A 21,896-nucleotide genomic window follows, 5' to 3' on the forward strand; every position below is an offset into this window, starting at 1 on the left:
GTAACGCGTTAGGGGTTTCGCGTGTCCTCGCCGAGTTGGTGCACGAGGATCGTGTTGGTAGTGCCCGCAACTCCTGGCGGGGTGCCCGCGACGACCACCATGGTGTCGCCTTCGTGGTACTGGTCCATGGCTAGCAATTGCTTGTCCACAACTTTGACCATCTCGTCGGTGCTGTTGACCTCATCGCACAGGAACGTCTCCGCACCCCAGGTCATGGCCAATTGCGAACGCACCTGCTGCACCGGTGTGAACACGAGCAGTGGCAGGTCCGGGTGCAGACGCGCCACGCGGCGTGCAGTATCGCCGGAGGTCGTAAACGTGACAATGGCACGCGCGTTGAGTCGCCGCGCAATGTCGTTCGCCGAGTAGGACACCACGCCACGCTTGGTGCGCGGAATGTGGTTCAGCGGCGGGACGTTGCCCATCGTTTCCGCAGAACGCACGATGCGGCTCATGGTGCGTACCACGTTGTGTGGATCCACGCCGACGGATGTCTCGCCGGACAGCATCACGGCATCCGCGCCGTCGAGCACCGCGTTGGCTACGTCGGAGGCCTCCGCACGGGTGGGGCGGGAGTTCTCAATCATCGAATCGAGCATCTGCGTTGCGACGATCACCGGCTTCGCATTCTCACGCGCGATCTGAATCACACGCTTCTGCACAGCCGGCACCTGCTCGAGCGGGATCTCCACGCCCAGGTCACCACGAGCGACCATCACCGCGTCGAATGCAAGGATGATGGACTCCAACGCGTCGACAGCCTCGGGCTTTTCCAGCTTTGCGACGACCGGCACGCGCCGGCCGACCTCATCCATGATCTCGTGCACGAGGTCGACATCAGACGGCGAACGGACGAACGACAACGCAATAATGTCCACGCCGAGCTTCAGCGCGAACCGCAGATCTTCCTTGTCCTTCTCGCTCAGCGCAGGCACGGAGATGTCCATACCGGGAAGCGACACGCCCTTGTTGTTCGACACCGGGCCGCCTTCGGTGACGCGGCAGACCACGTCGTTGCCGTCGATGTCGGTGCAGACGAGGCCGACCTTGCCGTCGTCGACAAGCAAACGATCCCCCGGCTTCGCATCCTTGGCCAGCTGCTTGTACGTCGTAGACACACGGTCGTGCGTACCTACAACATCGTCGACGGTGATGCGGACGGTTTCGCCCGTCTCCCAGTAGGTTTTGCCGTCGCCTTCAAAGCGGCCAAGGCGAATCTTCGGGCCCTGCAAGTCCGCCAAAATGCCGACCGCATGGCCGGTCTCATCAGTGGCTTCGCGCACCCAACGGTAATTCTGCTCGTGATCCGGGTAATCGCCGTGCGAAAAGTTCAGGCGCGCGACATCCATGCCGTCGCGCACGAGTCCTAAGATCGCATCCTTGCTGGCCACAGCGGGACCGAGCGTACAAACGATCTTCGTTTTCCTATCCACGTTTTCCAACCTCACCTTCGTAGGCTTCTCGCGTGTCTTCCACCGCAACACGGTACTCCGGATTGTCCTCTTCTGCCGTGGACGGTGCGTTGTAATCCGGATCGACCTCTTCCGGGGTCTCGCGCCCCTTCGGTGTGCGCATGAACATCACCACCGCGATGATGAACAAGATTGCGGTCATCCAGGTGTTGACGCGCAGGCCGAGGATGAGCGTGGCTTCGTCGCTACGCATCAGCTCGATGAAGAACCGGCCAAGGGTATAACCCGCGACATAGAGCCAAAACACGCTGCCGTGGCCAAGGCGCCGGCGGCGGTCAATCCAGATGAGCAGGAAGAACACCGCAACGTTCCAGATCAGCTCGTAGAGGAACGTCGGGTGCACGCTCGCGATCACCTCACCGGTGGACCGGCCGGTCAGCGGCGCGAACTCCCCCGCCTCGTTGACGCGGTAGTAAATATCCAGCGCCCACGGCACATTGGTTTCGGCCCCATAGAGCTCCTGGTTGAAGTAATTGCCCAACCGGCCGATGCCTTGGGCGAGAATCACCGTCGGCGCAACTGCATCCGCAAGTGGCGCGAACGGAAGGCCCTTGCGGCGCATCATCACCCACACGCACAGGGTTCCCAGCGCGACTGCGCCGATGATGCCCAACCCACCCGAGGTGATGTCGAAGGCCTTCCACGGGTTCTTGCCCTCACCGAAGTACTTATCGTAATCCGTGATCACGTGGTAAAGGCGCCCGCCGATAATGCCGGTCGGGATAATCACGATCGCTGCATCCCAGATCGTCTCCGGATTACCACCGCGGGCCTTGTAGCGACGCAGGGAAATCAACAGCGCGACAACAATGCCCGCCATGATGCACAGCGCATAGGCACGAATCGGAATCGGTCCGAGCTGCCACACCCCCTGCGGCGGGGAAGGAATGTTTGCCAGAAGTGTTGTTTGCACGCCCAACAGTGTGCCAGTTTAATTCCGCGATGGACAGGCTGGGTGCTGTCCCGCGGCCGCCAAAGAGCGGGTTGCCTCGTACACATCGCCAGACGCCATCACAGCCTCCGCTGCCAACACGGCATCCGCACCACACGCGGCGGCGTCCATCAGGTCACGCGGAGTGGTCACACCACCCAGGCTGATCTTGATCACTTCGGTGGGAAGCCCCGGCGCGATATCCGCAAAGGCGTTGCGGTTGAGGTCGTTGGTGTCAAAGGTCCAGGAGTTCACCGCGATCACACTCACGCCGGCCTTAAGGGCCCGATCCGCCTCCGCTGGCGTGCGCACCTCGGCCACACCGACCATGCCCAGCGATTCCACTCGGTCCAGCAGTGCCTCCAGGCGCGGCTGCTCGAGGATGCCTACCTGCAGCGGGAGCATGTCGGCGCCGTAGCAACGGGCCTCGTGGATCTGGTACGGGTCGACGATGACATCGCGACACACCATCGGCAGGCTTACGGCTGCGCGGGCGTTGGCCAGATCTGCCAGGGAGCCGTCGAAACGCAGCCGCTCTGTCTGGCAAGCGATGAGGTGGGCGCCACCGCGCTCGATGTCTTGGGCAACCGACTCGATCGAGCGTCTGCCTACCGCGGTTGGGCCAAAAACTGGCGAGTTGCGTTTGATCTCCACGATGACCCCGCAGCCGTGGCGCAAAAGTGCTGCTTTAGCATCGCGGGTTGGGGGCATGTCGCGCGAGCGGGCCTTGATTTCCTGGAACGGCACGACCGCTTCGCGTTTTTCGACATCACGGAGCACACCAGCGACAACGTTTGATACTGCGCTCGGTGCCGACATGCGCCTACCTCCAGGTGATACGGCCTATAGCGCTATAGGTTAGCGGTTGCCCTGCGTAGGACGAAAATCCTCGTCACCAGTTTCGGTCGGGTCGATATCCGCGTCGAGCGCATCCCACATCACGCGTCCGGAATCCGGCTCCTCTTTCAGGTCGTGACGGATGGTTTCTTTGCGCACAGCTTCCTTCTCGTATTTGTGTTGCTTCGGCGTATCCTCGCCAGGCTTGACGACGAGCATCGCACCGCCAATCACCCCCAGCACACATCCCACGATCGTGAGTACTGGGCCTACCACAGCAACGTCGGCGGCGGTGATCTCCGCCCAGTTCGCAATAGCAGCGGAGGACGTATCCGTGGCTGCCTGTTCCGCCCCTGCCGTCAAGATGGCGTGGATACGCTCATGGTCAGCACCACGCGCCAGAAGCGCTGCTGCTGGGATGACAGCAGCAGCGGCGGCGAGCGCGCAAATTCCGCCGATAACACGACGACCGACCTTGCGCAACGCAAACGCGGCAATCGCACCGGCGAGCAGCAGCACCGCCACTGCGGTGATCTCGGTGGACCACTCCGCGCCGGTGATGGTTGCTACACCTTCGCCGGAGAGGTCGTCGTTGTACTTCGCGGTCACCCAGTCCATGCGGGAAAAGCCCCACATCACCGCACCCGCCACACCGAGCAGCAGTGCGCCGGTTTTGTTCTTCTTCATCTGAAGCGTCCTTCCGCTACTTTGCAACCATCTGGATCGCATCGAGCACAGTACGATGCGCATGCGGTGTACCGATAACCACACCGGCGGTGATCGGAGTCCATTCCGAACCATCAAACGCGCTTGCGTTCGCCCCTGCACTGCGTGCCAACAACACACCAGCTGCGTTATCCCAGATGTGCGGGGAAAAACTGACCGCAGCCTGGTAGATCCCCTGCGCGACGAAGGCCAGGTCAACGCCGACCGATCCGCTGATGCGCGGCCGCAGGTGCGAATCCGTGAGTGCGCCTGCCAAGTCGAGACGGAACGATGCTGGGTATCGCTGCCTATCCGCCGAGGCCAACGAGCCAATCCCCACCTGCTCCGCAGCGGAAGTCAGCGCACCAACCGGTGGCAAGGCGTTGCCGTTGAGGTGCACGGGCTCGCCATCGACCGCGGTGAGGCGCATGTTCAGCAGCGGCGCATCGGTAATCGCTGCGACCGGTTTTCCACCAAGCAGCAGCGTGCACAGGATGGCGCAGTTCGGATTGCCGGACGAGTAGTTCGACGTACCGTCGATCGGGTCAACAACCCAGCACGCCTCCGGATCAAACGACCCGCCTTGTTCCTCGCCGTACACCGCAATGCCAGTCGTGTCCGTCAGACGCTTGCGCAACAGCTTCTCAATGATCAGATCAGCCTCTGTGGCAAAGTCGCCGGCCCCCTTGCGCAGTGCAGGAGCAGCCCCCACTTTGTCGACGAATACCTCACGCGCCTCATCAACCGCGCACAATGCAGCATCAAGCAGCTCCGCCGGCTTATGCATGAGACACCTCCGGCTGCAGCTGCTGCACCCAGTTGCCCAGCACGCTCACACCAACCTCACCGGACATGGCTGGGTCGAACGCCATCGCCCACAATGGCCCATTTTCTACAGCGGCAAGGATGCGCTCGCCGTTGATGTCTGCCCAAGACAGTTTCGGGTAGGCGATGAAGTCATCCTCTACCAACGGGAACGACTTCACGGCTTGTGGCGCGTCGAAGAACACGTCTCCAACAATTCCGGCCAGCAGCTTCGAACCATCTGCCGCCACGACGGGGTACTCCCCCGCTTCAAATGCTGCCTCCACAACTTGGCCCGGCCACTCCCCAAGGCCTGGTGTGGTGCGGCTGCCGGTCACGGCGTCGTCGAAAAGCACGTGCATTCCAGTGCCGACCGCAAGCAGTGCCCTACCCCCTGCCAGACGCTGGCCTACGATGCGATCCCCTTTGATGCGCTTGATCGCCGCAGCAGCGTCTGCAAACGATGCCCCACCAGGCAGGACAAGACCGCTTGCCTGCACAGCCTTGTCGGGGTCAGTGGTGGCAAAAGCATCAGCACCTGCATTCACCAAAGCACTGACAAGGCTGGTGGTGGTCTCACTGCCGAGGTAATCAAGTACCGCGACTGTCGGGCTTGCCGGGGTGTTCGTCATGGTTGCGTAGTGTATCCGCTCCCCCGATTACTGGTTCTTCGGCTGCTTCTTATTCTTCGACGGATAACGACGCGGCGCCTGCACAGCCTTCAAACGAGCCGACAGATTGTTAACTTCCACCACACGGTGACGGCCCAACTGACGGTCAAGCAACGTGACAATCAGCCCAATCGCGATGACACCGGAGGCGATGCCAAACATCGGCGCGAACGCCATCGTGGCAATGAGCATGCCGTAGAAGGTAGAACCCAGGCCCGTCCCGCCGTCGAAAGCAATGTTCCAGATAGCAGAAGCTTCCGAGGTCTTCGAGCGCGGCAGGCGGTAGAACATCATGGTCAGTGCCTCGTTTTGCACCGCGCCGAAGCCTGCGCCGTAACACAGGGCGGCCAGCAGCATGGTCCAAACCGGTAGCTCAAGCGCCAAGATGGCTGCCATGAGCAACACGCCGAGTGCACAAAGGACCTGGCATGGGATGAGCACGGTGCCAGGCTGCCCACGACGGTCCATGATCTTGCCTGCCGTGTAGCGCGAGATCATCGACGCAAAGTTCATCACGCCGAGCATTACGCCGCCCATCGCGGCACCCGTGGCCGGGTCGAGATCACGCATGGAGACCGGCAAGAAGTTCGTGATCGCACCGTAAGCAGTGGTCACAAACATCAACGCGAGTGCCGGCACGAGCACCAGATGCCACATGGGCACATGGACCATGTTTGTGGTCTCTGGCTCGGGATCCGGTGGTGGAATAGCAGGGATCGCCGCACAGGCAATGAGCGAGATGCCACCGATCGATGCGGCGATAATATACACGGCGTCGTACCCAATCCTGTCCACCAGGGCTAAGCCCGATGGCAGCGCAATCATCTGAGCAAGGCCGACAACACCACCGAAAATTCCCGTGGCACTGCCGAGCAGGCGCAGCGGTACCAGCTCCGCGATAATCGCCGCTTCAGCCACGGACAATGCACCGAAGCCGATGCCACGAATCGCACTAACCGTCAGCAGCGGCGCTGCATCCATGCCGATGATGTACCCCAACGCCGGGATACCCAGAAGCATTGAGGCCACTGCCATGATGATGCTGTAGCCGAACCTCCGCAGAGCCCACGGTGTACAAACTTGTGTGAGCACTGTTGCCAGCATGAACACACCAGTGGACAGCCCGGCAAGGGATGCAGACTGTCCGGCATCGATGACGGCTGTGGGCACTACCGGCAACAGAAGCGACCAGGCGGCGAAGGCGGATGCAACGGCGACGAGCACCGGGATCAAACCACGGGCCCGCCACACATTGGTTAGCGAATCAACCTCGTCGCGGGTAAGGGGCCGAACTCCGAACATCTCACATCACCTCCACCAACACCAGCACACCACCTAGGGCTGCCATAACTGCAAGAAGCGCGAGGACGGCAGTCACCGCTCTTGAGGAGCCGTTCTGATACGACGACCACACTCCACCGACGAGGATGCCTGCAAGGAGGAACAGCAAAAGAATGAAGAATGTGTTTCCGGCACCTGCCACTGGGCGAACCTCCTGCGTTATTGGCGCGTTCAAGCTGTGTACGCCGTCAGTGTAACGACGCAGTCCGATTCCGGCCGTTCGGGGCCTTACAGACGGCTGTCGTCATCCCCGCGTGGTTCACGCGCATAGGCGCGCAGGTTGCCGATCCAAAACACCAGACCAGCTGTCAGCGGCGCAACAGCCCACCCGACCCCCGGCGAAACCGGCGGGACAAGCGTGAAGCTCGATCCGGTTTCCAAGACATCGTGGGTAGGCCTGGGGTGCAGTTTGAGGCTCAACCAGTCACCAAACAAGTAGATCGAGATCGCGCCGAGTACGGCAACGGTCATGATCCACAGCATCCACCACACAGAACCGCCGACCCTGCCGCGGCGCACGCTGCGCCACCCCACGGCGCCAAGCACCACCCCGAGCAGGAGTGCCAGCAGCACAAACCACGCAAACCCTGTGAACTGTACATTCACAGGGCTTGCCACTTCGTCGACCCCGATACCGCCGCTTTCTGTGATCACGCCGACGTATGCGGGACGAAGACCACCCCAGGCGAAACCTCCAGCGATACCGAGGAGCAGGGCTAGCGCGAGCAGCCCTGCACCAGATCCCATCACTAGTTGCAGAACTTCCAGCGGCCGTCTTCCTTCTCGAAGATCATGACCTGGGTTTCTTCACCGTTTGCGTTCTTTGCAGTCAGGTTGGCAGACGCACGGTTACCGTCCACACGAACGTCGGAAATGCTGACCTCGGACTTCGGCAGCTCGAGCGCCTGGCCCTGCTGCTCAGCAAGGCGGCCCGCCTCTTCAACCTGCTCAAGGGTCAGACCCTGACGCTCCAGTTCCTCCATCATCGGGTCAGCGACTGCCTTACAGGAATTGTCCAAGATGGTGCGGGTCCAGTCAGCGAAAGAACCCGGGTTAAGCACAGCACGTGCAGTGTCTTCCATCTGCTTGCGGTCTTCGTCGGTACCTTCCTGTGCGCCCTCGAGCGGCTGGTTGGTGTTTTCCGGCATGCCGTTCTCAAACGGATTGGCAAGGGTCGGGGCCTCGCCCTGGTTGCCGCCCTCTTCCTTCGACTCCTTCTTCTTCGAAGTCGTGGCGGTTGCCTTCTTCTCGTCCTTCTTTGCGTCGTCCTTCTTTCCTTCGCTCTTATCGGCATTCTCGGACACCGTGGACTCGACAGCCGTATCGGCCGGAGCAGCCTCAGCAGCGGTGGACAGCCCTCCGGACTTGCCTTCGTCGGAGGATCCGCATGCCGAAAGCGGAAGTACGAGCATTGCTGCAGCTACGCATGCTGCCATGCCGGACGTAGTGTTCATTTTCATCTTTGACTACCTTCCTAGTTTCACCCCATCCGTTCGCTGGACGCGGGCAACCGTCTTGGGCGTGGATTGGCGCCACGACGGGACGTTCGTTCCAAAGAGTACCAACGCAACGCTTACCTGACGGTTGAACGTCCGTACTATTGTTCTGAATGGTTCCTGTGAAGTCACGTAAACCCATGTTTCGGCCACTTCGGTCTAGGGTGGTGTGTCATGCAATTGTCTCGCGAGCGCATCACGCAGGCGGCGCTTGAGCTGCTGTCTGGGTACGGTTTGGCTGATGTTTCCATGCGGCGTGTGGCGTCGTCGCTGGGCGTCGCCCCCGGCGCGTTGTACTGGCATATCGCCAACAAGCAGGAGTTGCTCGCGTCGTTGGCGGAGCATATTGTGCGCCCTCTCATGAGCGATCCAGTTGCCGACCCAGCTGAGCTAAGTCGCGCGCTGCGGGAAGCGGTGCTCGGCATCCGCGATGGCGCAGAGGTGCTTGTGGCTGCAGTGAGTCAGCCGGACGCTGAGGTTCGCGCCCAGTTGTCGGAATTGTTTATTGCGTCGGTGCGTGAGTATTCGGGTGAGGGGTCGTCGTCAAGCGAGATGCGTGCTGTGGCTCTCGGCCTGTTGCATTTGACGCTTGGGGATGCCGCCGTGCACCAAGCAAGCACACAACTTGCGGAAGCGACCGGCAGTGTTTCGGACACGTACGAAGACGATTCTGCGCAGACGCATGCTGCGGCCGTGAAGTTTTTGCTGGACGGTTTGGCGCAGCATTCGTAGCCCGGGCAGTGTCGAGCGGGTGCACTATGCTCGGGCAGCATGACTGAGACGACGCATCCGGATCTGCAGCAGCAAGTCTGGCCTGGCTCCGCACATCCGCTGGGCTCGACGTTTGATGGGGCGGGGACGAACTTTGCACTGTTTTCGGGGGTTGCTGATGCAGTTGAGCTTTGTCTTATCGACGACACCGGCGCCGAAACGCGTATCGCCCTCGACGAGGTGGATAACCATGTCTGGCACGCTTACCTGCCCGGTGTTGGCCCAGGTCAGCGTTATGGCTACCGCGTGCACGGGCCGTGGGACCCGGCCGACGGCAAGCGTTGCGATCCCAGCAAGCTGCTCGTGGACCCGTACGCGCGCGCCTTTGATGGGGAGTTTGATCAGCATTCCTCGCTGTTTTCCTACGACGTCAACGCAGAAGAACCTGGTACCGGTCGCAATGAAGAAGACTCGCTCGGCCACACGATGTTGTCGGTGGTGATCAACCCGTTCTTCGACTGGGGCGACGACCGCGCGCCGAAGATCCCTGATGAGGAGATGGTGATCTACGAGTGCCATGTCAAGGGCATGACACAGACCCACCCGGGCATTCCTGAGCAGTTGCGCGGCACCTATGCGGGTATGGCGCACCCGGTAATGGTGGATTACCTCACCGACCTTGGTGTGACCTCGATTGAGTTGCTGCCGGTGCACCAATTTTTGCAAGACGACCGCCTACTCAAACTCGGGTTGCGCAACTACTGGGGCTACAACACGTTCGGTTTCTTCGCCCCGGAGCACAGCTACGCCTCCTCCTCTGCCCCTGGCGATGCCGTGGCCGAGTTCAAACAGATGGTGCGCGCCTACCACGAGGCCGGCATCGAGGTGATCCTGGATGTGGTATACAACCACACCGCGGAGGGCAACCACATGGGCCCGACAATTGCGTTTCGTGGCATTGATAACGAGGCGTATTACAGGCTTGTCGACGACAACCGGTTCCTCTATATGGACTACACCGGCACCGGAAACTCACTGAACGTGCGCTACCCGCACTCCCTGCAGTTGATTATGGATTCGCTGCGGTACTGGGTCACCGAGATGCACGTCGACGGGTTCCGCTTCGACCTCGCATCGACCCTTGCGCGCGAGTTTTCCGACGTGGACCGCCTCGCCACCTTCTTCGACCTCGTCCAACAGGATCCGGTGGTCAGCCAGGTCAAACTCATCGCTGAACCGTGGGATGTGGGCGAAGGCGGCTACCAGGTAGGTAACTTCCCTGCCCTGTGGAGCGAGTGGAACGGCAAATACCGCGACACCATGCGCGACTTTTGGCGCGGCGAGGACTCCACCCTCGGTGAGTTTGCCTCGCGCCTCACCGGCTCATCGGACCTGTACCAGCACAACGGGCGCCGCCCTACCGCGTCGATCAACTTCATCACAGCCCACGACGGGTTCACCCTGAATGACCTGGTGTCCTACAACGACAAACACAACGAAGCCAACGGCGAAGACAGCCGCGATGGCGAGAACCACAACCGGTCCTGGAACTGTGGTGTGGAGGGCCACACGGACGACCCTGTGGTGCTCGACCTGCGAGCACGGCAACGCCGCAACTTCCTGACCACACTCTTGCTATCTCAGGGCACCCCGATGCTCGCTCACGGCGACGAGATCGCACGCACCCAGGGCGGTAACAACAACGTGTACTGCCAGGACAACGAGACGGCTTGGATGGACTGGCCCAACCTTGAAAGCGCAGCAGACCTGCACGAATTCACGCGTCGGCTCATCGCTTTGCGCCGAGATCATCCGGTGTTTCGCCGCCGCAGGTTCCTCGAGGGCGGTGCGCTTGGCGACGACGAACACGGCCGAGAGATCGCTTGGCTCACCCCCGACTGCCGTCTCATGACACAAGACGATTGGAACGCCGCCTTCGGCCGTGCACTTATGGTTCACCTCGATGGCGAAGCCATCGCCGAGCCCGATAGTCGAGGACAGCGCATCGTGGACGACTCCTTCCTCCTGATGTTCAACGCCCACTATGAGGACATCGACTTCACAGTCCCCGGCGCGAGGTTTGGTGACGAGTGGGAGATCGTCGTCGATACGACTGGCCCCCTCGGCTACCGTGAAGGCGCACAGCCCATCGGTCCGGATTCGACTGTCACCGTCGGCCAGCGCTCGACCGTGGTGCTGCGCCGTACGCAACCGCCCGCTGGAGCGGGCCGAAAGGAAGACAACGCCTAAATGATTTCCGCTCATGGTGCAACGTTGACTGTGACCAACGACGCCCTCACCGTGACCCCAACTGCCCTCCTCGCCTCGCTGCGCGGCGACTCCTCGGACCGCACCGTCAGTATTGCGGATATCACCGACGTGGATATCACCGAAGGTGACGCATGGTCGCCGACCAAAGTGGATGTTGCCACCACCGGTGCTCCGCTGACCGTCTGGTTCGCACCGGGAGACGTCGATGGCGCAAAGAAGTTGCGCACGCTTCTCGACGACGCCAAGCACGGCAAGGCCCCCACCACCGCTACCGCCGACGGCGGAGCAGGCATTCCTGGCTTCTCCTTCGTCGGTTTCGATGTGGAAACCGCGAACCGTCGCTGGGGCTCGATCTGTCAGATCGGGTTGGTCAAGATTGTCGACGGCGAAGAGGTCGAGCGAAAGTCTTGGTTATGTAAGCCGCCTGCCGGTTTAGACGAGTTCGAATCCGGCAACGTTGCTATCCACGGCATTTCTGCTGAGGATGTCACTGATGCCCCAGACGTACGCGACTGTATCGCGGAAATGAGCGCCTTTGTCGGGGATTTACCCCTTGTCGCGCACAACGCACAGTTCGATGCCTCCGCACTTCGCGATGCTTGCTTGGCCTCCTCCATCGCCGTCCCGAAGATGCTGTTCGCGTGCACGTTGGCACAGGCCCGCGCTACCAAGCTGGATGTGGCAAATCACAAGCTTCCAACCCTTGCGCAGCACTTCGGCGTTTCCTTGGACAACCACCACGATGCCTGCGAAGATGCCGCTGCGTGCGCCGGTGTGATGGTTGGTCTCGCCCGGGAGGCCGGCCACACTGGCAGCCTGATGAGCTTCATCCACGACACCGGGTTCACGCTCGGATCGATCGACGACGCCCGCGTCACCCCTGTCCTCCGCGACCGCTCCGGTGCCGGCCGCGCGGTGCAGGCGAAGCAGGTCGCCGAAGGTGGTGTCGCTGCTGCCGTTGCCGCCACCGCCGAGCCACGTGGTTCCAACCAGGCCGGGCCGGTGAAGAAGGAGCGCAAACCCGCTCCGTGGCAGTCGGTGGCCACCCCGGACACCGTGCCGGAGCCAGATGCTCAAGCCGACCCGAACGCTCCTCTGTACGGCGAGCACGTCACCTTAACCGGTGAGTTCGAACCGCACGATAAGGGCGAGTTGTGGGACGCGATTGCGAAGCAGGGCGCGCAGGTGGGCAAGAACGTCACCAAGAAAACGACCATCTTGGTTGTCGGCGAATGGTCGAGTGTGACCTCGAAGGAAAAGCGAGCCCGCGAACTGCAGGAAAAGGGCCAGGACATTCAGATTTGGCAGGCCCCGAAACTCCTCGAGGTACTCGGTCTGTAAAAAGTTTTGGTTCGGATGGAACCGGGGCGGTGTTGGCTACGTCTAACTGAGTATGTACGTAGTAGAAACTCTTCCCCGCCCTGTCCACCAAGATGCTATTGAATTGCGGCTGGCGCGTCGCGACGACGTCGCGCCATCGTCGTCGTCACGTTCCTGGCTCACGCCTGGCTTTTCGGCCTCGACCGCGTTTATCAACCTTGCACCGCGCCTGGTGTGTGTCTTTACCGTCGACGACGGTCCGGCGCTGACCCACCAACAAATCGGTGAGCTCACGCCGAGCATGAACCAGCTCTGGAATGGTGCCGCTGACCGGTTGGCGAAGCGGGCGCTCGTCGACACGGGCGTCGAGTTTTTGGTGCGCAATCCCGCTGCCGCGCTGGAGCAGACCGGCCTTCCGCCCGGTTTAGAGGTAGGTGGACACGGTGTGCCACCCACCGCGTGGCTCGCTCACCCGAAAACGTTTACGGTGATGCACCGCCATTTCCAGACGGTGCTCGACCCCCACCACGAGCTGGTCTACGCCACCCGCGACGACCAGGAACTGTTTATCTTCGACGCACCGCTGCATCACGTCCGCGACATCCTGGGGCGCGGCGCGCTGATGACATACTCGGTCGGCTTCCCGCTAATGCACGATCCACCAGTTTCCGGGTAAGCTCACCCGCCGACATGAGCACTTCAAAACAACCGGCCAAGCGAAACAAGGAAGCTGACGACACAATCGCACGTCTCGGCTCCACCTACTTCGCTTGGGTAAACGCACACGAGGACGTGGCGATGACCTTCCGCCACGCCCTCCATGAACTCATGCGCGATGCCGGCGTGAATTTCGACCGCGTAGATGCACGAGTAAAGTCCTGGACCTCGTTGAAGGAAAAAGCCCGCAAAACTCGCGACGGTGAGTTGCTCTACCCCGACCCGTGGCACGACATCAAAGACATCATCGGCGCCCGAATCACCGTGCTGCACTCGACCGAGATCCCTGCAGTGCAGCGCCTGCTCGCCGACGAGTTTGAGGTGTTGCGCAGCGTGGACAAAGCCGAAGAAACCCGAGTCGCCGGCAACTTCGGCTACGGCTCGCACCACCTTGTCGTCCGTGTTGAGGAGCAATCCGAGGGCCTTGAGGAGTTCGTCGGCCAAGTCTTCGAGGTGCAGATTCGTACAGTGCTGCAGCATGCGTGGGCGGAGTTTGAGCACGACATCAGGTACAAACGCTCAGCGGAAAAACTCGACCCGCAGGTGGACCGCGCGTTCACCCTCGCCGCAGGGCTTATCGAGCTAGCCGATCAGCAGTTTGACCAAATTTCAACCTTGGCAGACCCGCAGGAAAAGGTGCACACCGACGTGGACACCGAAATCTCGCCTGAGACACTGCCGGGCATTCTGACCGTGTTGCTTGGCAGCCAGTTTCCGCTCTCACGCGCGGGCGACTACCGCTTCCTCACCGAGTTGCTGCGTGCCCACGGCATTGAGCTTGTCTCGGACGTTGCGGACCTGACCAACCCGGCAGACATCGAGGCTGTGTCCAACTCGATGAACTACTCATTCGTCCCGGGGCAAGTGCGCATTATCGACGATCTCCTGCTCAACCGGTTCGGCACCGAACACATCGAGAAAACCTGGGATTCGGGAAACCGCCCAGAGGTGCGCCGCAAGCGGCTCAACGGCCGTCTAGCCCGGCTACGCGGCAGCATCGATTAGCTGCGTTTAGTCCCGCCGCCCCATCAGGCGATCAATCTCGCGGCGTTCCTTCTTCGTGGGGCGCCCGGTCCCGCGATCGCGCACAGGAGGTGCCGCGAAGAGTTCACGCGGTGGTGGTGGCGGACTGTGGTCGATGTAGCAGGTGCGCGCCACCGGGGCGCCAACGCGCTTCGACACCGTCGCCGTAACCTCGAGAATGTACTCGTGGTGGTTCTTCCATACCCGCACCGTGTCTCCCGGCACGACCTGGACGGCAGGTTTGACTGCCTTGCCACCGATCTTGACGTGCCCAGCACGAACGGCTTCGGCGGCCTGGCTGCGTGTTTTGAAGATCCGCACGGCCCACAGCCAGGCGTCGATACGGACGGCTTTGCCTGACGGTTCGATCAAGGCGCTAGTAACGGTCCTGGTGGTTGACGATCTTTTGGACTTTGTTCCAATTCACAAAACCACCCGCAACTCCGATGACGAGCCCAAGCACCAGGATCGTCCAGGACTGCATCAGCAGACCGAACGCGATGCCGCCGGCGAGGCCGCCGCCGGCCCACACCAGCGCGTCGCGCGAGTATTTGCGCACGGCGGCTTTTCGTTGGTCGATCGGGTTGTTTGGGCGCGGCTGCATAGTCATGGCATGCAATTCTAGCGCGAAGTAGACAACTCGCCCCACCGTGGTCCGAGCGTTTTGCTTTCTGCTTTGCCTTGGGTGGCGGCGGCGAGGAGGTCGTCGATACGCTCACGCTCCCCCGGCTCGAACGCAAGCGTGTATGTGGCGGCAGCGCCGTATTCGACGTCTACGACTTCCACCCCAGCGTTGCGTAGTTCTGCTTCGATTCGGCCGGCTTCAGCATGCGGAAGGTCCACGGCAACTTGCTCACGCATGGCACGTGTGGTGGTGACAACGCTCGGCAGTGTTTCAGACACCGCGTTCGTATACGCACTCACAAGGCCGCCTGTGCCAAGCTTGATGCCACCAAAGTAGCGAATAACCACGGCGACAATGTCGGACATACCTGATCCTTTGAGCACCTCAAGCATCGGCTTTCCTGCCGTGCCGGAGGGCTCACCGTCGTCGGAAGAGCGCTCGATCGGCTGTGCGTCGTCGACATGAACGATGAACGCCGAACAATGGTGGCGCGCATCCGGGTACGCCTCACGCGCGGCATGGATGACCTCGCGCGCTTCCTCCTCAGTGGTCGCACGCGTCACCCAGGTAATAAACCGCGAACGCTTGATTTCAAGTTCGTGGATGGCAGTCTCGCCTGCCTTCGGGCGAACGTAGGACGTAACCATTTAACCTGCGACGATGAAGTCGTACTCCGGCGTTCCCGGCTCTAGACGGCGGCAGCCGATCAGCGATCCGTCCATGCGCTCTAGAAGCGGGGCAAGGTCGTCCGCATGCGCAAGTTCAATACCGACGAGCGCAGCACCGGTTTCGCGGTTGTTCTTCTTCAGGTACTCAAACAAGACGATGTCGTCTTCCTCACCCAGGATCTCCCGCAGGAACATGCGAAGCTGCCCTGGCTCTTGGGGGAAGTTGACCAGGAAGTAGTGGCGCAGTCCACGGTGGACCAAGGAGCGCTCCATGACCTCCGCGTAGCGCAGCACATCGTTGTTGCCTCCGGAAATGATGCAAACGACGGTCGAGCCGGGCTTAATCGTCGTTTGTGCAAGGCCCGCAACCGACAGCGCACCCGCGGGCTCAGCGATGATGCCTTCGTTTTGGTACAGCGAGAGCATCTCCGTGCACACTGCCCCTTCGTCGCAAGAAAGCACCTCAGCACGATCTTTGTGTGCTTGGAATACCTGCCAGGGAGTGTCACCGATCCGCTTCACCGCCGCACCGTCTACGAATGGGTCGATAGATTCCAGCGTCACCGGCTCGCCCGCCTCAATCGCAGCGCGTAACGACGACGCCCCCACCGGCTCAACACCAACCACCCTCGTCGACGGCGACATGTCCGCCACATACGACATCACACCTGACATCAGGCCACCGCCACCGACCGGCACAAGAACAGTGTCGAGCTGCTTGCCCATACTGGACAATTGCGCGACGATCTCGGCCGCGACGGTGCCTTGCCCGACCACGGTATTGCGCGAGTCGAACGGCTCAATCACCGTCGCTCCCCGTGCCGCAGCGTCTTCGCGCGCAGCCTGGGCAGCCTCGTCAAACGTGTTGCCCGTAACGACGAGCTCAATCGCATCACCGCCGTGCACCAAAATGCGGTCACGCTTCTGCTTCGGGGTGGGTTTCGGGACAAAGATCTTGCCCTGAATCCCAAGCGCACGGCACGCGTACGCCACGCCTTGGGCGTGATTGCCTGCCGACGCCGCCACTACGCCAGCCTCCCGCTCCTCCGGGGTTAGCTGCGAAATGCCAAAGTACGCCCCGCGAATCTTGTACGAACGCACATCCTGCAGGTCTTCACGCTTGAGATAAATCTCAGCACCGTACTGCTGAGACAGCCGCGGGCAGTACTGCAGCGGCGACGGAGTAATGACAGAAGAAATCCTTCCCTGCGCGAACTGGATATCGGCGGCATGGACCTCTCGGAATGTGTCGGATGGGCGCATGGTCGATCAGTGTACGCGCGACGAGTTTTCAGTTTGTTCAAACCTCGATTTACCCCACCCCCATAGAACTTAGACATATAGATGATTTGGGGTACACTGCTCGCCGTGACCAAACCCCTGACTTCCAGGTGTTGGCCAATCCGATGCGGGGAACACTGAAAACATTGCCTATATCACTATGTTTTCTTCTGGGAACCTGCTAGGTTCTTCCGAGTGATCTGTCGAGCGCACGGTCGACAGCGACAAACCCCCTAAATTTCCATAGGAGTTTTTCATAATGAAGCGCATTTCTTCTGCAATGGTCGCTGCCGCGACCGCGCTGACCCTGGCTGTTACCCCGGCTTACGCTGAGGACGCCAAGAACACCGGCAACGAGGCCACCGACACCCACACCACCGCTCCGGTTGACCAGCCCGAGGACAACAAGGGCGAAACCGACAAGCCGGGCGAGGGCGAGCAGCCGGGCAAGGGCGAGGACAACAAGGACGAGACCAACAACCCGCCGGCTCCCCAGAAGCAGACTTCCGGTTCCTCCCAAGGTCACATCATCGGCGCAGTGTCTGGCACCCTCGCTGCGGTTCTGACCACCGGTCTGATCGTGTTCTCTGACCCGCGTGGCATCAACAAGATCATCGACGCACTGAACCGCGAGTTCCACCTGGGCATCCCGCACGTCCACGTGCCGCAGGTCCAGCTCCCGAAGCTCCCGTTCTAAACCTCCACCCCAGCTAGGAATATTCAAGCATGAAGCTCCGCACTCTGTTGGTTTCCGCAGCCGGTGCCGCCGTCGCCGCTGGCGCTCTTGGCACTTCAGCTCTCGCTGCAGAGACCACCACATCCGAACCCACTTCGGCAACTACCACCGCCACCTCGGAACCGGCACCGACGACGACCACTGAGGCGCCGGCGGAACCGGCACCTTCCGAGGGCACGGAGGAAACCACCACCTCGACGACGACCACTGAGACGTCGGAGGAAACCACCACCAACCAGTCGACCGAAACCACGACGAAGGAGACCACGACCGCTCCTACACCGACAAAGGTGACCGCTGAGCCTTCGGCAACGCTGGCTCCGCACGGAAGCATCGGCCCTGTCGATAACGAGGAAAAGATCCTGAAATCAATCACGACTATCAGCGTGATTGTGACGACGCTTGGTGCTGCAATTGGCAGCCTGGTTGTCTTCATCAACTCGATCCCTGGTGGTCGCGAGGCACTGCGTAAGTTCTTCAAGTAAGACACGCGCTTCATCTCCTCATGCCCGCTGTGCAATATGCCAGCGGGCATTTTGCTGTGCCGACTATGCAGCGGCATAGTTTCCCCTAACCCAACATCCCGGTTCCCAAGGCGTCACCCGACAAGCTCGCGGCGCGGTACGCCCGCAGAGAATCACCGAAGCCGACTATGCAGCAGCATAGTCACTACCGCTGGATCCTCGAGCCCGCGCACTATGCAGCGGCATAGTTTCCCCTAGCCCAAGATCCCCGCACCCAGGGTTGCCTTGAGATCACCCATCAGGCTCGCAGAACGGTGCACTCGCAGATGGTCGCCGAGGATCATCAGTTGACTGTGTTCGCCGTTGACCAGGTTGAGATAGACGTCTGAGTCGCCTGGGTTGTTCGACAGCACTCCCTTGAGTTTCGAAATGTTGTCGATGGTGCACTGGTCCGTCCGCAGCGTTAGACGAAGCGGTAGGCCAGCACCGTTGCCGGGGCCAAGTTCGGGGACTTTGACGTCGTCGCCAAACAAGCTCATGCGCTCGTCACGAATTGAGACATGTGCTCTGACCAAAATGATGTTGTCCTCCACAATTTGCGGAGCGACGAGCGCGTACACCTTGTTGAAGAGCAGCACATCCACCTGTGCGCCGTGGTGATCCTCGATGGTCACAATCGCCCAGGGGGAACCGTCCTTCTTAGAGAAGCGTCGGTCCACATTCGAAATCAACCCACCGATGGTGACCTCTGCGCCGTTACGCAGTTCACCGGACAGGATGGTGGTGAGCTGCGTATCGGTCTGTGCATCGATGGCTTCCTCGTACCCATCAAGCGGGTGCCCGGACACGTATAGGCCAAGCATTTCGCGCTCGAGGGCGAGTTTGTGCTTACGGTCCCATTCGTCTTCAGGTACTTCGATGGCAAACGCAGAGTTCGCGGAACCGTCCTCGCCGCCAAGGCCCGCGAAGAGGTCGAATTGGCCCTTGTCGGCGGCCTTCTTCGTCGCCAAGACTGAGTCCACCGCGTCTTCCTGGATCAGCATCAAGCCTTTACGCGGGTGACCCAAAGAATCGAACGCGCCTGCCTTGATCAGCGATTCCGTGATGCGCTTGTTGCACGGAAGGAGATCGATCTTGTCCAGGTAGTCAGAGAAGCTGGTGAAGTGCCCCTTGGACTTGCGGGTCTCTTTGATGGACTCCACCACTTCCGCACCGACGTTTCGCACAGCCGCAAGTCCGTAACGGATGTCTTTGCCGACAGCCATGAAGTTCTCTTCAGACTCGTTAATATCTGGCTGCAACACGCTAATGCCCAAGTGGCGGCAATCCGCCAGGTAAATCGCGGACTTGTCCTTCTTATCACCAACAGAGGTCAGCAGCGCGGCCATGTACTCAGCGGCGTAATTCGCCTTCATGTAGGCAGTCCAGTACGACACCAACGCATAGCCTGCGGCGTGCGACTTGTTAAACGCGTACGACGCGAACGGCTCAATCGTTCCCCACAGTGCATCGACGGCTTCCTTGGAGTAGCCGTTTTCAAACATGCCGGCAGAAAACGTCTCGTACTCCTTCGCCAGCACCTCCGGCTTCTTCTTACCCATGGCTTTACGGAAGCCGTCTGCCTGACCAGCCGTGTAGTTGGCTACCTTCTGCGAGATGTTCATGATCTGCTCTTGGTAGACGATCAGGCCGTAGGTTTCGTCGAGAATCTCGCGCAGCGGCTCCTCAAGCTCCGGGTGAATCGGAGTGATCGGCTTGCGCCCATTCTTGCGGTCGGCGTAGTCCCAGTGAGCGTTCACACCCATCGGGCCCGGACGGTACAGAGCGAGCGAGGCGACAATATCGTTAAAGCCCGTCGGCTTCATACGCTTGAGAAGCTCCTGCATACCTCCGGAGTCGAGCTGGAACACTCCAAGGGTGTCGCCACGAGACAGCAACTCGTACACCGCCTCGTCGTCGGTGTCCAAGGCTTCAAGGTCGATGGTCTCGCCGCGGTTCTTCTCCACGTTCTCCAGCGCGTCGCCAAGCACTGTCAGGTTGCGTAGGCCGAGGAAGTCCATCTTCAGCAGGCCAATGGCCTCGCACGCCGGATAGTCCCAACCGGTAATGATCGCACCGTCGGCAGGACGCTTCCACATCGGAATGTGGTCCATCAGCGGCACCGACGCCATAATCACCGCACATGCGTGCACACCTGCTTGGCGCACAACGCCTTCAAGTCCACGGGCGGTTTCATAGATCTTGGCCACATCCGGATCTGTCTCGATCAGCGAGCGAACCTCAGCCGCTTCCGCGTAGCGCTCGTGCTCCGGGTCCGTGATGCCGGACAGCGGAATATCCTTCGCCATAATTGCTGGTGGCAAGGCACCGTTGATGCGGTCGGCCATCTGGAAGCCCGGCTGGCCGAAGTTCACCTTCGCCGAGTCCTTAATCGCCTGCTTTGTCTTCACCGTGCCAAAGGTGATCACCTGGGCGATCTTGTCCTCGCCCCAACGCTCGGCGGCGTAGGTGATCATTTCTCCGCGGCGGCGATCGTCGAAGTCGATATCGATATCCGGTGCGGACGGACGCTCCGGGTTGAGGAATCGCTCGAAGAGCAGGCCGTGCTCCATCGGGTCAATATTTGTAATGGTCAACGCATACGCAACCAACGAACCAGCGGCGGAACCACGACCCGGACCAACGCGAATGCCGATCTCGCGGGCGTGCTTAATCAGCTCCGCAACGATCAGGAAGTAGGAGGGGTAGCCCTTCATGTCGATGACGTCGATCTCGTAATTCGCACGCTCGGTGTATTCCTGCGGAACCTCTCCCCCGTTGAAACGCTCCGACAGTCCGCGGCGAACCTCCTCACGCAGCCACGTCGTCGGGGTGTGTCCCTCCGGAACGTCCGCGATCGGCATGCGATCGTGCGGGTGTTCCTCCCACAACTCGCTGTAGTCGCCGACACGCTCCGTGATCCACAGGGTGTTGTCGCACCCGTCAGGCACGGTGGAGTCCCACAACTCACGCATCTGTTCGGCAGTCTTGATGTAGTAGCCGGAGCCATCAAACTTGAAGCGGTCCGGATCCAGCAGCGTCTTGCCTGTCTGGACACACAGCATTGCCTCGTGCGCGGGCGCCTGGGATTCGAGGACGTAGTGGCAGTCGTTGGTCACCAGCGGCGGCAGTTCAAGCATCTCTCCGATGCGCAACAGGTCGTCGCGCACGCGGCGTTCGATGTGCAACCCGTGGTCCATCAGTTCAAGGAAGTAGTTGTCCTTGCCGTAGATGTCCTGCCACATCGCCGCAGCCTCCAACGCGGCGTCAAACTGGCCTAGACGCAGGCGAGTTTGCACGTCACCGGACGGGCAGCCAGTGGTCGCGATAATGCCGTCAGCATGCTCGGCGATAAGTTCCGCATCCATGCGAGGCCACTTGCCCAACTGTCCCTCGTACGACGCAAGGGAGCTCAGCTTGAACAGGTTGCGCAGACCCGTCGCGTTCTCGGCGAGCATGGTCTGGTGGAGGTATGCGCCGGACGCGGAGACATCGTCACGCTTTTGATCCGGCGTACCCCACAGCACACGCTTCTTATTAAAACGAGAGTCCGGTGCCATGTAAGACTCAATGCCGATGATCGGCTTCACACCAGCATCGACCATGCGACGGTAAAACGCATTGGAGCCGAACATGTTGCCGTGGTCGGTCATGCCGACTGCTGGCATGCCCTGGCGGGACACCTCCTCAGCCAGCAAGTCCACCTTTGCCATGCCGTCCAACATGGAGAACTCGGTGTGGTTATGAAGATGAACGAAGGAGGATTTTTTGGCCATGCGGCTCA

At 60.8% G+C, this 21,896-nt stretch carries 22 protein-coding genes; 7 read left to right on the top strand and 15 right to left on the bottom strand.

What is annotated here, in order from left to right; translation table 11 throughout:
- Positions 1-8: 8 nt before the first annotated feature.
- From pyk to HMPREF3048_RS05910, 10 genes are all read right to left on the bottom strand, one after another.
- The gene (pyk, locus tag HMPREF3048_RS05865; protein WP_070483934.1) at positions 9-1,433 is read right to left on the bottom strand and encodes a pyruvate kinase; all 1,425 of its coding nucleotides are present in this window, start codon (positions 1,431-1,433) and stop codon (positions 9-11) included.
- Positions 1,426-2,385 carry a prolipoprotein diacylglyceryl transferase gene (gene lgt / locus HMPREF3048_RS05870; RefSeq protein ID WP_070422383.1) on the bottom strand — a complete coding sequence of 320 codons (960 nt, stop codon included), beginning with the start codon at positions 2,383-2,385 and terminating at the stop codon, positions 1,426-1,428. The genes pyk and lgt overlap by 8 nt, the downstream gene beginning before the upstream one ends.
- An 18-nt stretch (positions 2,386-2,403) precedes the next feature.
- Positions 2,404-3,222, bottom strand: coding sequence for an indole-3-glycerol phosphate synthase TrpC (locus tag HMPREF3048_RS05875; RefSeq protein WP_070422231.1), 819 nt, complete (start codon positions 3,220-3,222; stop codon positions 2,404-2,406).
- 39 nt (positions 3,223-3,261) lie between these two features.
- On the bottom strand, positions 3,262-3,927 hold the full coding sequence (locus HMPREF3048_RS05880; protein WP_070771467.1) for a TIGR02234 family membrane protein: 666 nt from the start codon (positions 3,925-3,927) through the stop codon (positions 3,262-3,264).
- A gap of 16 nt (positions 3,928-3,943) precedes the next feature.
- Positions 3,944-4,732, bottom strand: a complete 789-nt coding sequence (locus tag HMPREF3048_RS05885) for an inositol monophosphatase family protein (RefSeq protein WP_070771468.1) — start codon at positions 4,730-4,732, stop codon at positions 3,944-3,946.
- Positions 4,725-5,381, bottom strand: a complete 657-nt coding sequence (locus HMPREF3048_RS05890) for a type 1 glutamine amidotransferase family protein (protein WP_070771470.1) — start codon at positions 5,379-5,381, stop codon at positions 4,725-4,727. Before HMPREF3048_RS05890 ends, HMPREF3048_RS05885 begins: the two co-directional genes overlap by 8 nt.
- A 27-nt stretch (positions 5,382-5,408) precedes the next feature.
- Positions 5,409-6,722, bottom strand: coding sequence for an MFS transporter (locus HMPREF3048_RS05895; protein ID WP_070570048.1), 1,314 nt, complete (start codon positions 6,720-6,722; stop codon positions 5,409-5,411).
- A 1-nt stretch (position 6,723) separates the two neighbouring features.
- Positions 6,724-6,903, bottom strand: coding sequence for a hypothetical protein (locus HMPREF3048_RS05900; RefSeq protein ID WP_070771472.1), 180 nt, complete (start codon positions 6,901-6,903; stop codon positions 6,724-6,726).
- A gap of 86 nt (positions 6,904-6,989) precedes the next feature.
- Positions 6,990-7,511 (bottom strand): hypothetical protein, encoded by a 522-nt coding sequence (locus tag HMPREF3048_RS05905; protein ID WP_141758868.1) that lies wholly within the window; start codon positions 7,509-7,511, stop codon positions 6,990-6,992.
- Positions 7,511-8,221: a hypothetical protein gene (locus tag HMPREF3048_RS05910; RefSeq protein ID WP_070422224.1), complete on the bottom strand. Its 711-nt coding sequence runs from the start codon at positions 8,219-8,221 to the stop codon at positions 7,511-7,513. The genes HMPREF3048_RS05905 and HMPREF3048_RS05910 overlap by 1 nt, the downstream gene beginning before the upstream one ends.
- Positions 8,222-8,431: 210 nt before the next feature.
- On the opposite strand from HMPREF3048_RS05910, the gene HMPREF3048_RS05915 reads away from it, so the two are divergent.
- The 5 genes from HMPREF3048_RS05915 (at position 8,432) to HMPREF3048_RS05935 (ending at position 14,281) form a co-directional block, all read left to right on the top strand.
- A complete protein-coding gene (locus HMPREF3048_RS05915) occupies positions 8,432-8,989 on the top strand; it encodes a TetR/AcrR family transcriptional regulator (protein ID WP_070483943.1) in 558 nt (185 codons plus the stop codon).
- A 39-nt stretch (positions 8,990-9,028) separates the two neighbouring features.
- Positions 9,029-11,218 carry a glycogen debranching protein GlgX gene (gene glgX / locus HMPREF3048_RS05920; protein ID WP_070771474.1) on the top strand — a complete coding sequence of 730 codons (2,190 nt, stop codon included), beginning with the start codon at positions 9,029-9,031 and terminating at the stop codon, positions 11,216-11,218.
- The gene (locus tag HMPREF3048_RS05925) at positions 11,219-12,580 is read left to right on the top strand and encodes an exonuclease domain-containing protein (RefSeq protein ID WP_070771476.1); all 1,362 of its coding nucleotides are present in this window, start codon (positions 11,219-11,221) and stop codon (positions 12,578-12,580) included.
- A 103-nt stretch (positions 12,581-12,683) separates the two neighbouring features.
- The gene (locus tag HMPREF3048_RS05930) at positions 12,684-13,235 is read left to right on the top strand and encodes a hypothetical protein (RefSeq protein ID WP_070450928.1); all 552 of its coding nucleotides are present in this window, start codon (positions 12,684-12,686) and stop codon (positions 13,233-13,235) included.
- 14 nt (positions 13,236-13,249) lie between these two features.
- Complete coding sequence (locus HMPREF3048_RS05935) at positions 13,250-14,281, top strand: GTP pyrophosphokinase (RefSeq protein ID WP_070771478.1); 1,032 nt, start codon at positions 13,250-13,252, stop codon at positions 14,279-14,281.
- 6 nt (positions 14,282-14,287) lie between these two features.
- Here the strand turns inward: HMPREF3048_RS05935 and HMPREF3048_RS05940 are convergent, their stop codons facing one another.
- The 4 genes from HMPREF3048_RS05940 to ilvA are packed head-to-tail and all read right to left on the bottom strand — an operon-like array spanning position 14,288 to position 16,855.
- Positions 14,288-14,671, bottom strand: coding sequence for an RNA-binding S4 domain-containing protein (locus HMPREF3048_RS05940; RefSeq protein ID WP_070422218.1), 384 nt, complete (start codon positions 14,669-14,671; stop codon positions 14,288-14,290).
- Positions 14,672-14,675: 4 nt separating this feature from the next.
- Positions 14,676-14,909 (bottom strand): hypothetical protein, encoded by a 234-nt coding sequence (locus tag HMPREF3048_RS05945; protein WP_070422217.1) that lies wholly within the window; start codon positions 14,907-14,909, stop codon positions 14,676-14,678.
- Between the two features lie 11 nt (positions 14,910-14,920).
- Complete coding sequence (locus HMPREF3048_RS05950) at positions 14,921-15,571, bottom strand: YigZ family protein (protein WP_070771479.1); 651 nt, start codon at positions 15,569-15,571, stop codon at positions 14,921-14,923.
- The gene (ilvA, locus tag HMPREF3048_RS05955; protein WP_070771480.1) at positions 15,572-16,855 is read right to left on the bottom strand and encodes a threonine ammonia-lyase IlvA; all 1,284 of its coding nucleotides are present in this window, start codon (positions 16,853-16,855) and stop codon (positions 15,572-15,574) included.
- A gap of 277 nt (positions 16,856-17,132) precedes the next feature.
- On the opposite strand from ilvA, the gene HMPREF3048_RS05960 reads away from it, so the two are divergent.
- Entirely contained in the window at positions 17,133-17,570 is a 438-nt protein-coding gene (locus HMPREF3048_RS05960; protein WP_141758869.1) for a hypothetical protein, read from the top strand.
- 29 nt (positions 17,571-17,599) lie between these two features.
- Entirely contained in the window at positions 17,600-18,094 is a 495-nt protein-coding gene (locus HMPREF3048_RS05965; protein ID WP_070771485.1) for a hypothetical protein, read from the top strand.
- 233 nt (positions 18,095-18,327) lie between these two features.
- Here the strand turns inward: HMPREF3048_RS05965 and dnaE are convergent, their stop codons facing one another.
- Positions 18,328-21,888 carry a DNA polymerase III subunit alpha gene (gene dnaE / locus HMPREF3048_RS05970; RefSeq protein ID WP_070771593.1) on the bottom strand — a complete coding sequence of 1,187 codons (3,561 nt, stop codon included), beginning with the start codon at positions 21,886-21,888 and terminating at the stop codon, positions 18,328-18,330.
- Positions 21,889-21,896: the final 8 nt, after the last annotated feature.

The sequence above is a fragment of the Corynebacterium sp. HMSC075D04 genome, from assembly GCF_001815635.1.
Lineage (GTDB): Bacteria > Actinomycetota > Actinomycetes > Mycobacteriales > Mycobacteriaceae > Corynebacterium > Corynebacterium coyleae.

Bases quoted from the DNA above. Each gene is read 5' to 3' on its own strand.
- HMPREF3048_RS05875 (WP_070422231.1), bottom strand. From the start codon at position 3,222: ATGTCGGCACCGAGCGCAGTATCAAACGTTGTCGCTGGTGTGCTCCGT.
- HMPREF3048_RS05880 (WP_070771467.1), bottom strand. From the start codon at position 3,927: ATGAAGAAGAACAAAACCGGCGCACTGCTGCTCGGTGTGGCGGGTGCG.
- HMPREF3048_RS05885 (WP_070771468.1), bottom strand. From the start codon at position 4,732: ATGCATAAGCCGGCGGAGCTGCTTGATGCTGCATTGTGCGCGGTTGAT.
- HMPREF3048_RS05890 (WP_070771470.1), bottom strand. From the start codon at position 5,381: ATGACGAACACCCCGGCAAGCCCGACAGTCGCGGTACTTGATTACCTC.
- HMPREF3048_RS05895 (WP_070570048.1), bottom strand. From the start codon at position 6,722: ATGTTCGGAGTTCGGCCCCTTACCCGCGACGAGGTTGATTCGCTAACC.
- HMPREF3048_RS05910 (WP_070422224.1), bottom strand. From the start codon at position 8,221: ATGAAAATGAACACTACGTCCGGCATGGCAGCATGCGTAGCTGCAGCA.
- HMPREF3048_RS05915 (WP_070483943.1), top strand. From the start codon at position 8,432: ATGCAATTGTCTCGCGAGCGCATCACGCAGGCGGCGCTTGAGCTGCTG.
- glgX (WP_070771474.1), top strand. From the start codon at position 9,029: ATGACTGAGACGACGCATCCGGATCTGCAGCAGCAAGTCTGGCCTGGC.
- HMPREF3048_RS05925 (WP_070771476.1), top strand. From the start codon at position 11,219: ATGATTTCCGCTCATGGTGCAACGTTGACTGTGACCAACGACGCCCTC.
- HMPREF3048_RS05935 (WP_070771478.1), top strand. From the start codon at position 13,250: ATGAGCACTTCAAAACAACCGGCCAAGCGAAACAAGGAAGCTGACGAC.
- HMPREF3048_RS05945 (WP_070422217.1), bottom strand. From the start codon at position 14,909: ATGACTATGCAGCCGCGCCCAAACAACCCGATCGACCAACGAAAAGCC.
- HMPREF3048_RS05950 (WP_070771479.1), bottom strand. From the start codon at position 15,571: ATGGTTACGTCCTACGTTCGCCCGAAGGCAGGCGAGACTGCCATCCAC.
- ilvA (WP_070771480.1), bottom strand. From the start codon at position 16,855: ATGCGCCCATCCGACACATTCCGAGAGGTCCATGCCGCCGATATCCAG.
- HMPREF3048_RS05960 (WP_141758869.1), top strand. From the start codon at position 17,133: ATGAAGCGCATTTCTTCTGCAATGGTCGCTGCCGCGACCGCGCTGACC.
- HMPREF3048_RS05965 (WP_070771485.1), top strand. From the start codon at position 17,600: ATGAAGCTCCGCACTCTGTTGGTTTCCGCAGCCGGTGCCGCCGTCGCC.
- dnaE (WP_070771593.1), bottom strand. From the start codon at position 21,888: ATGGCCAAAAAATCCTCCTTCGTTCATCTTCATAACCACACCGAGTTC.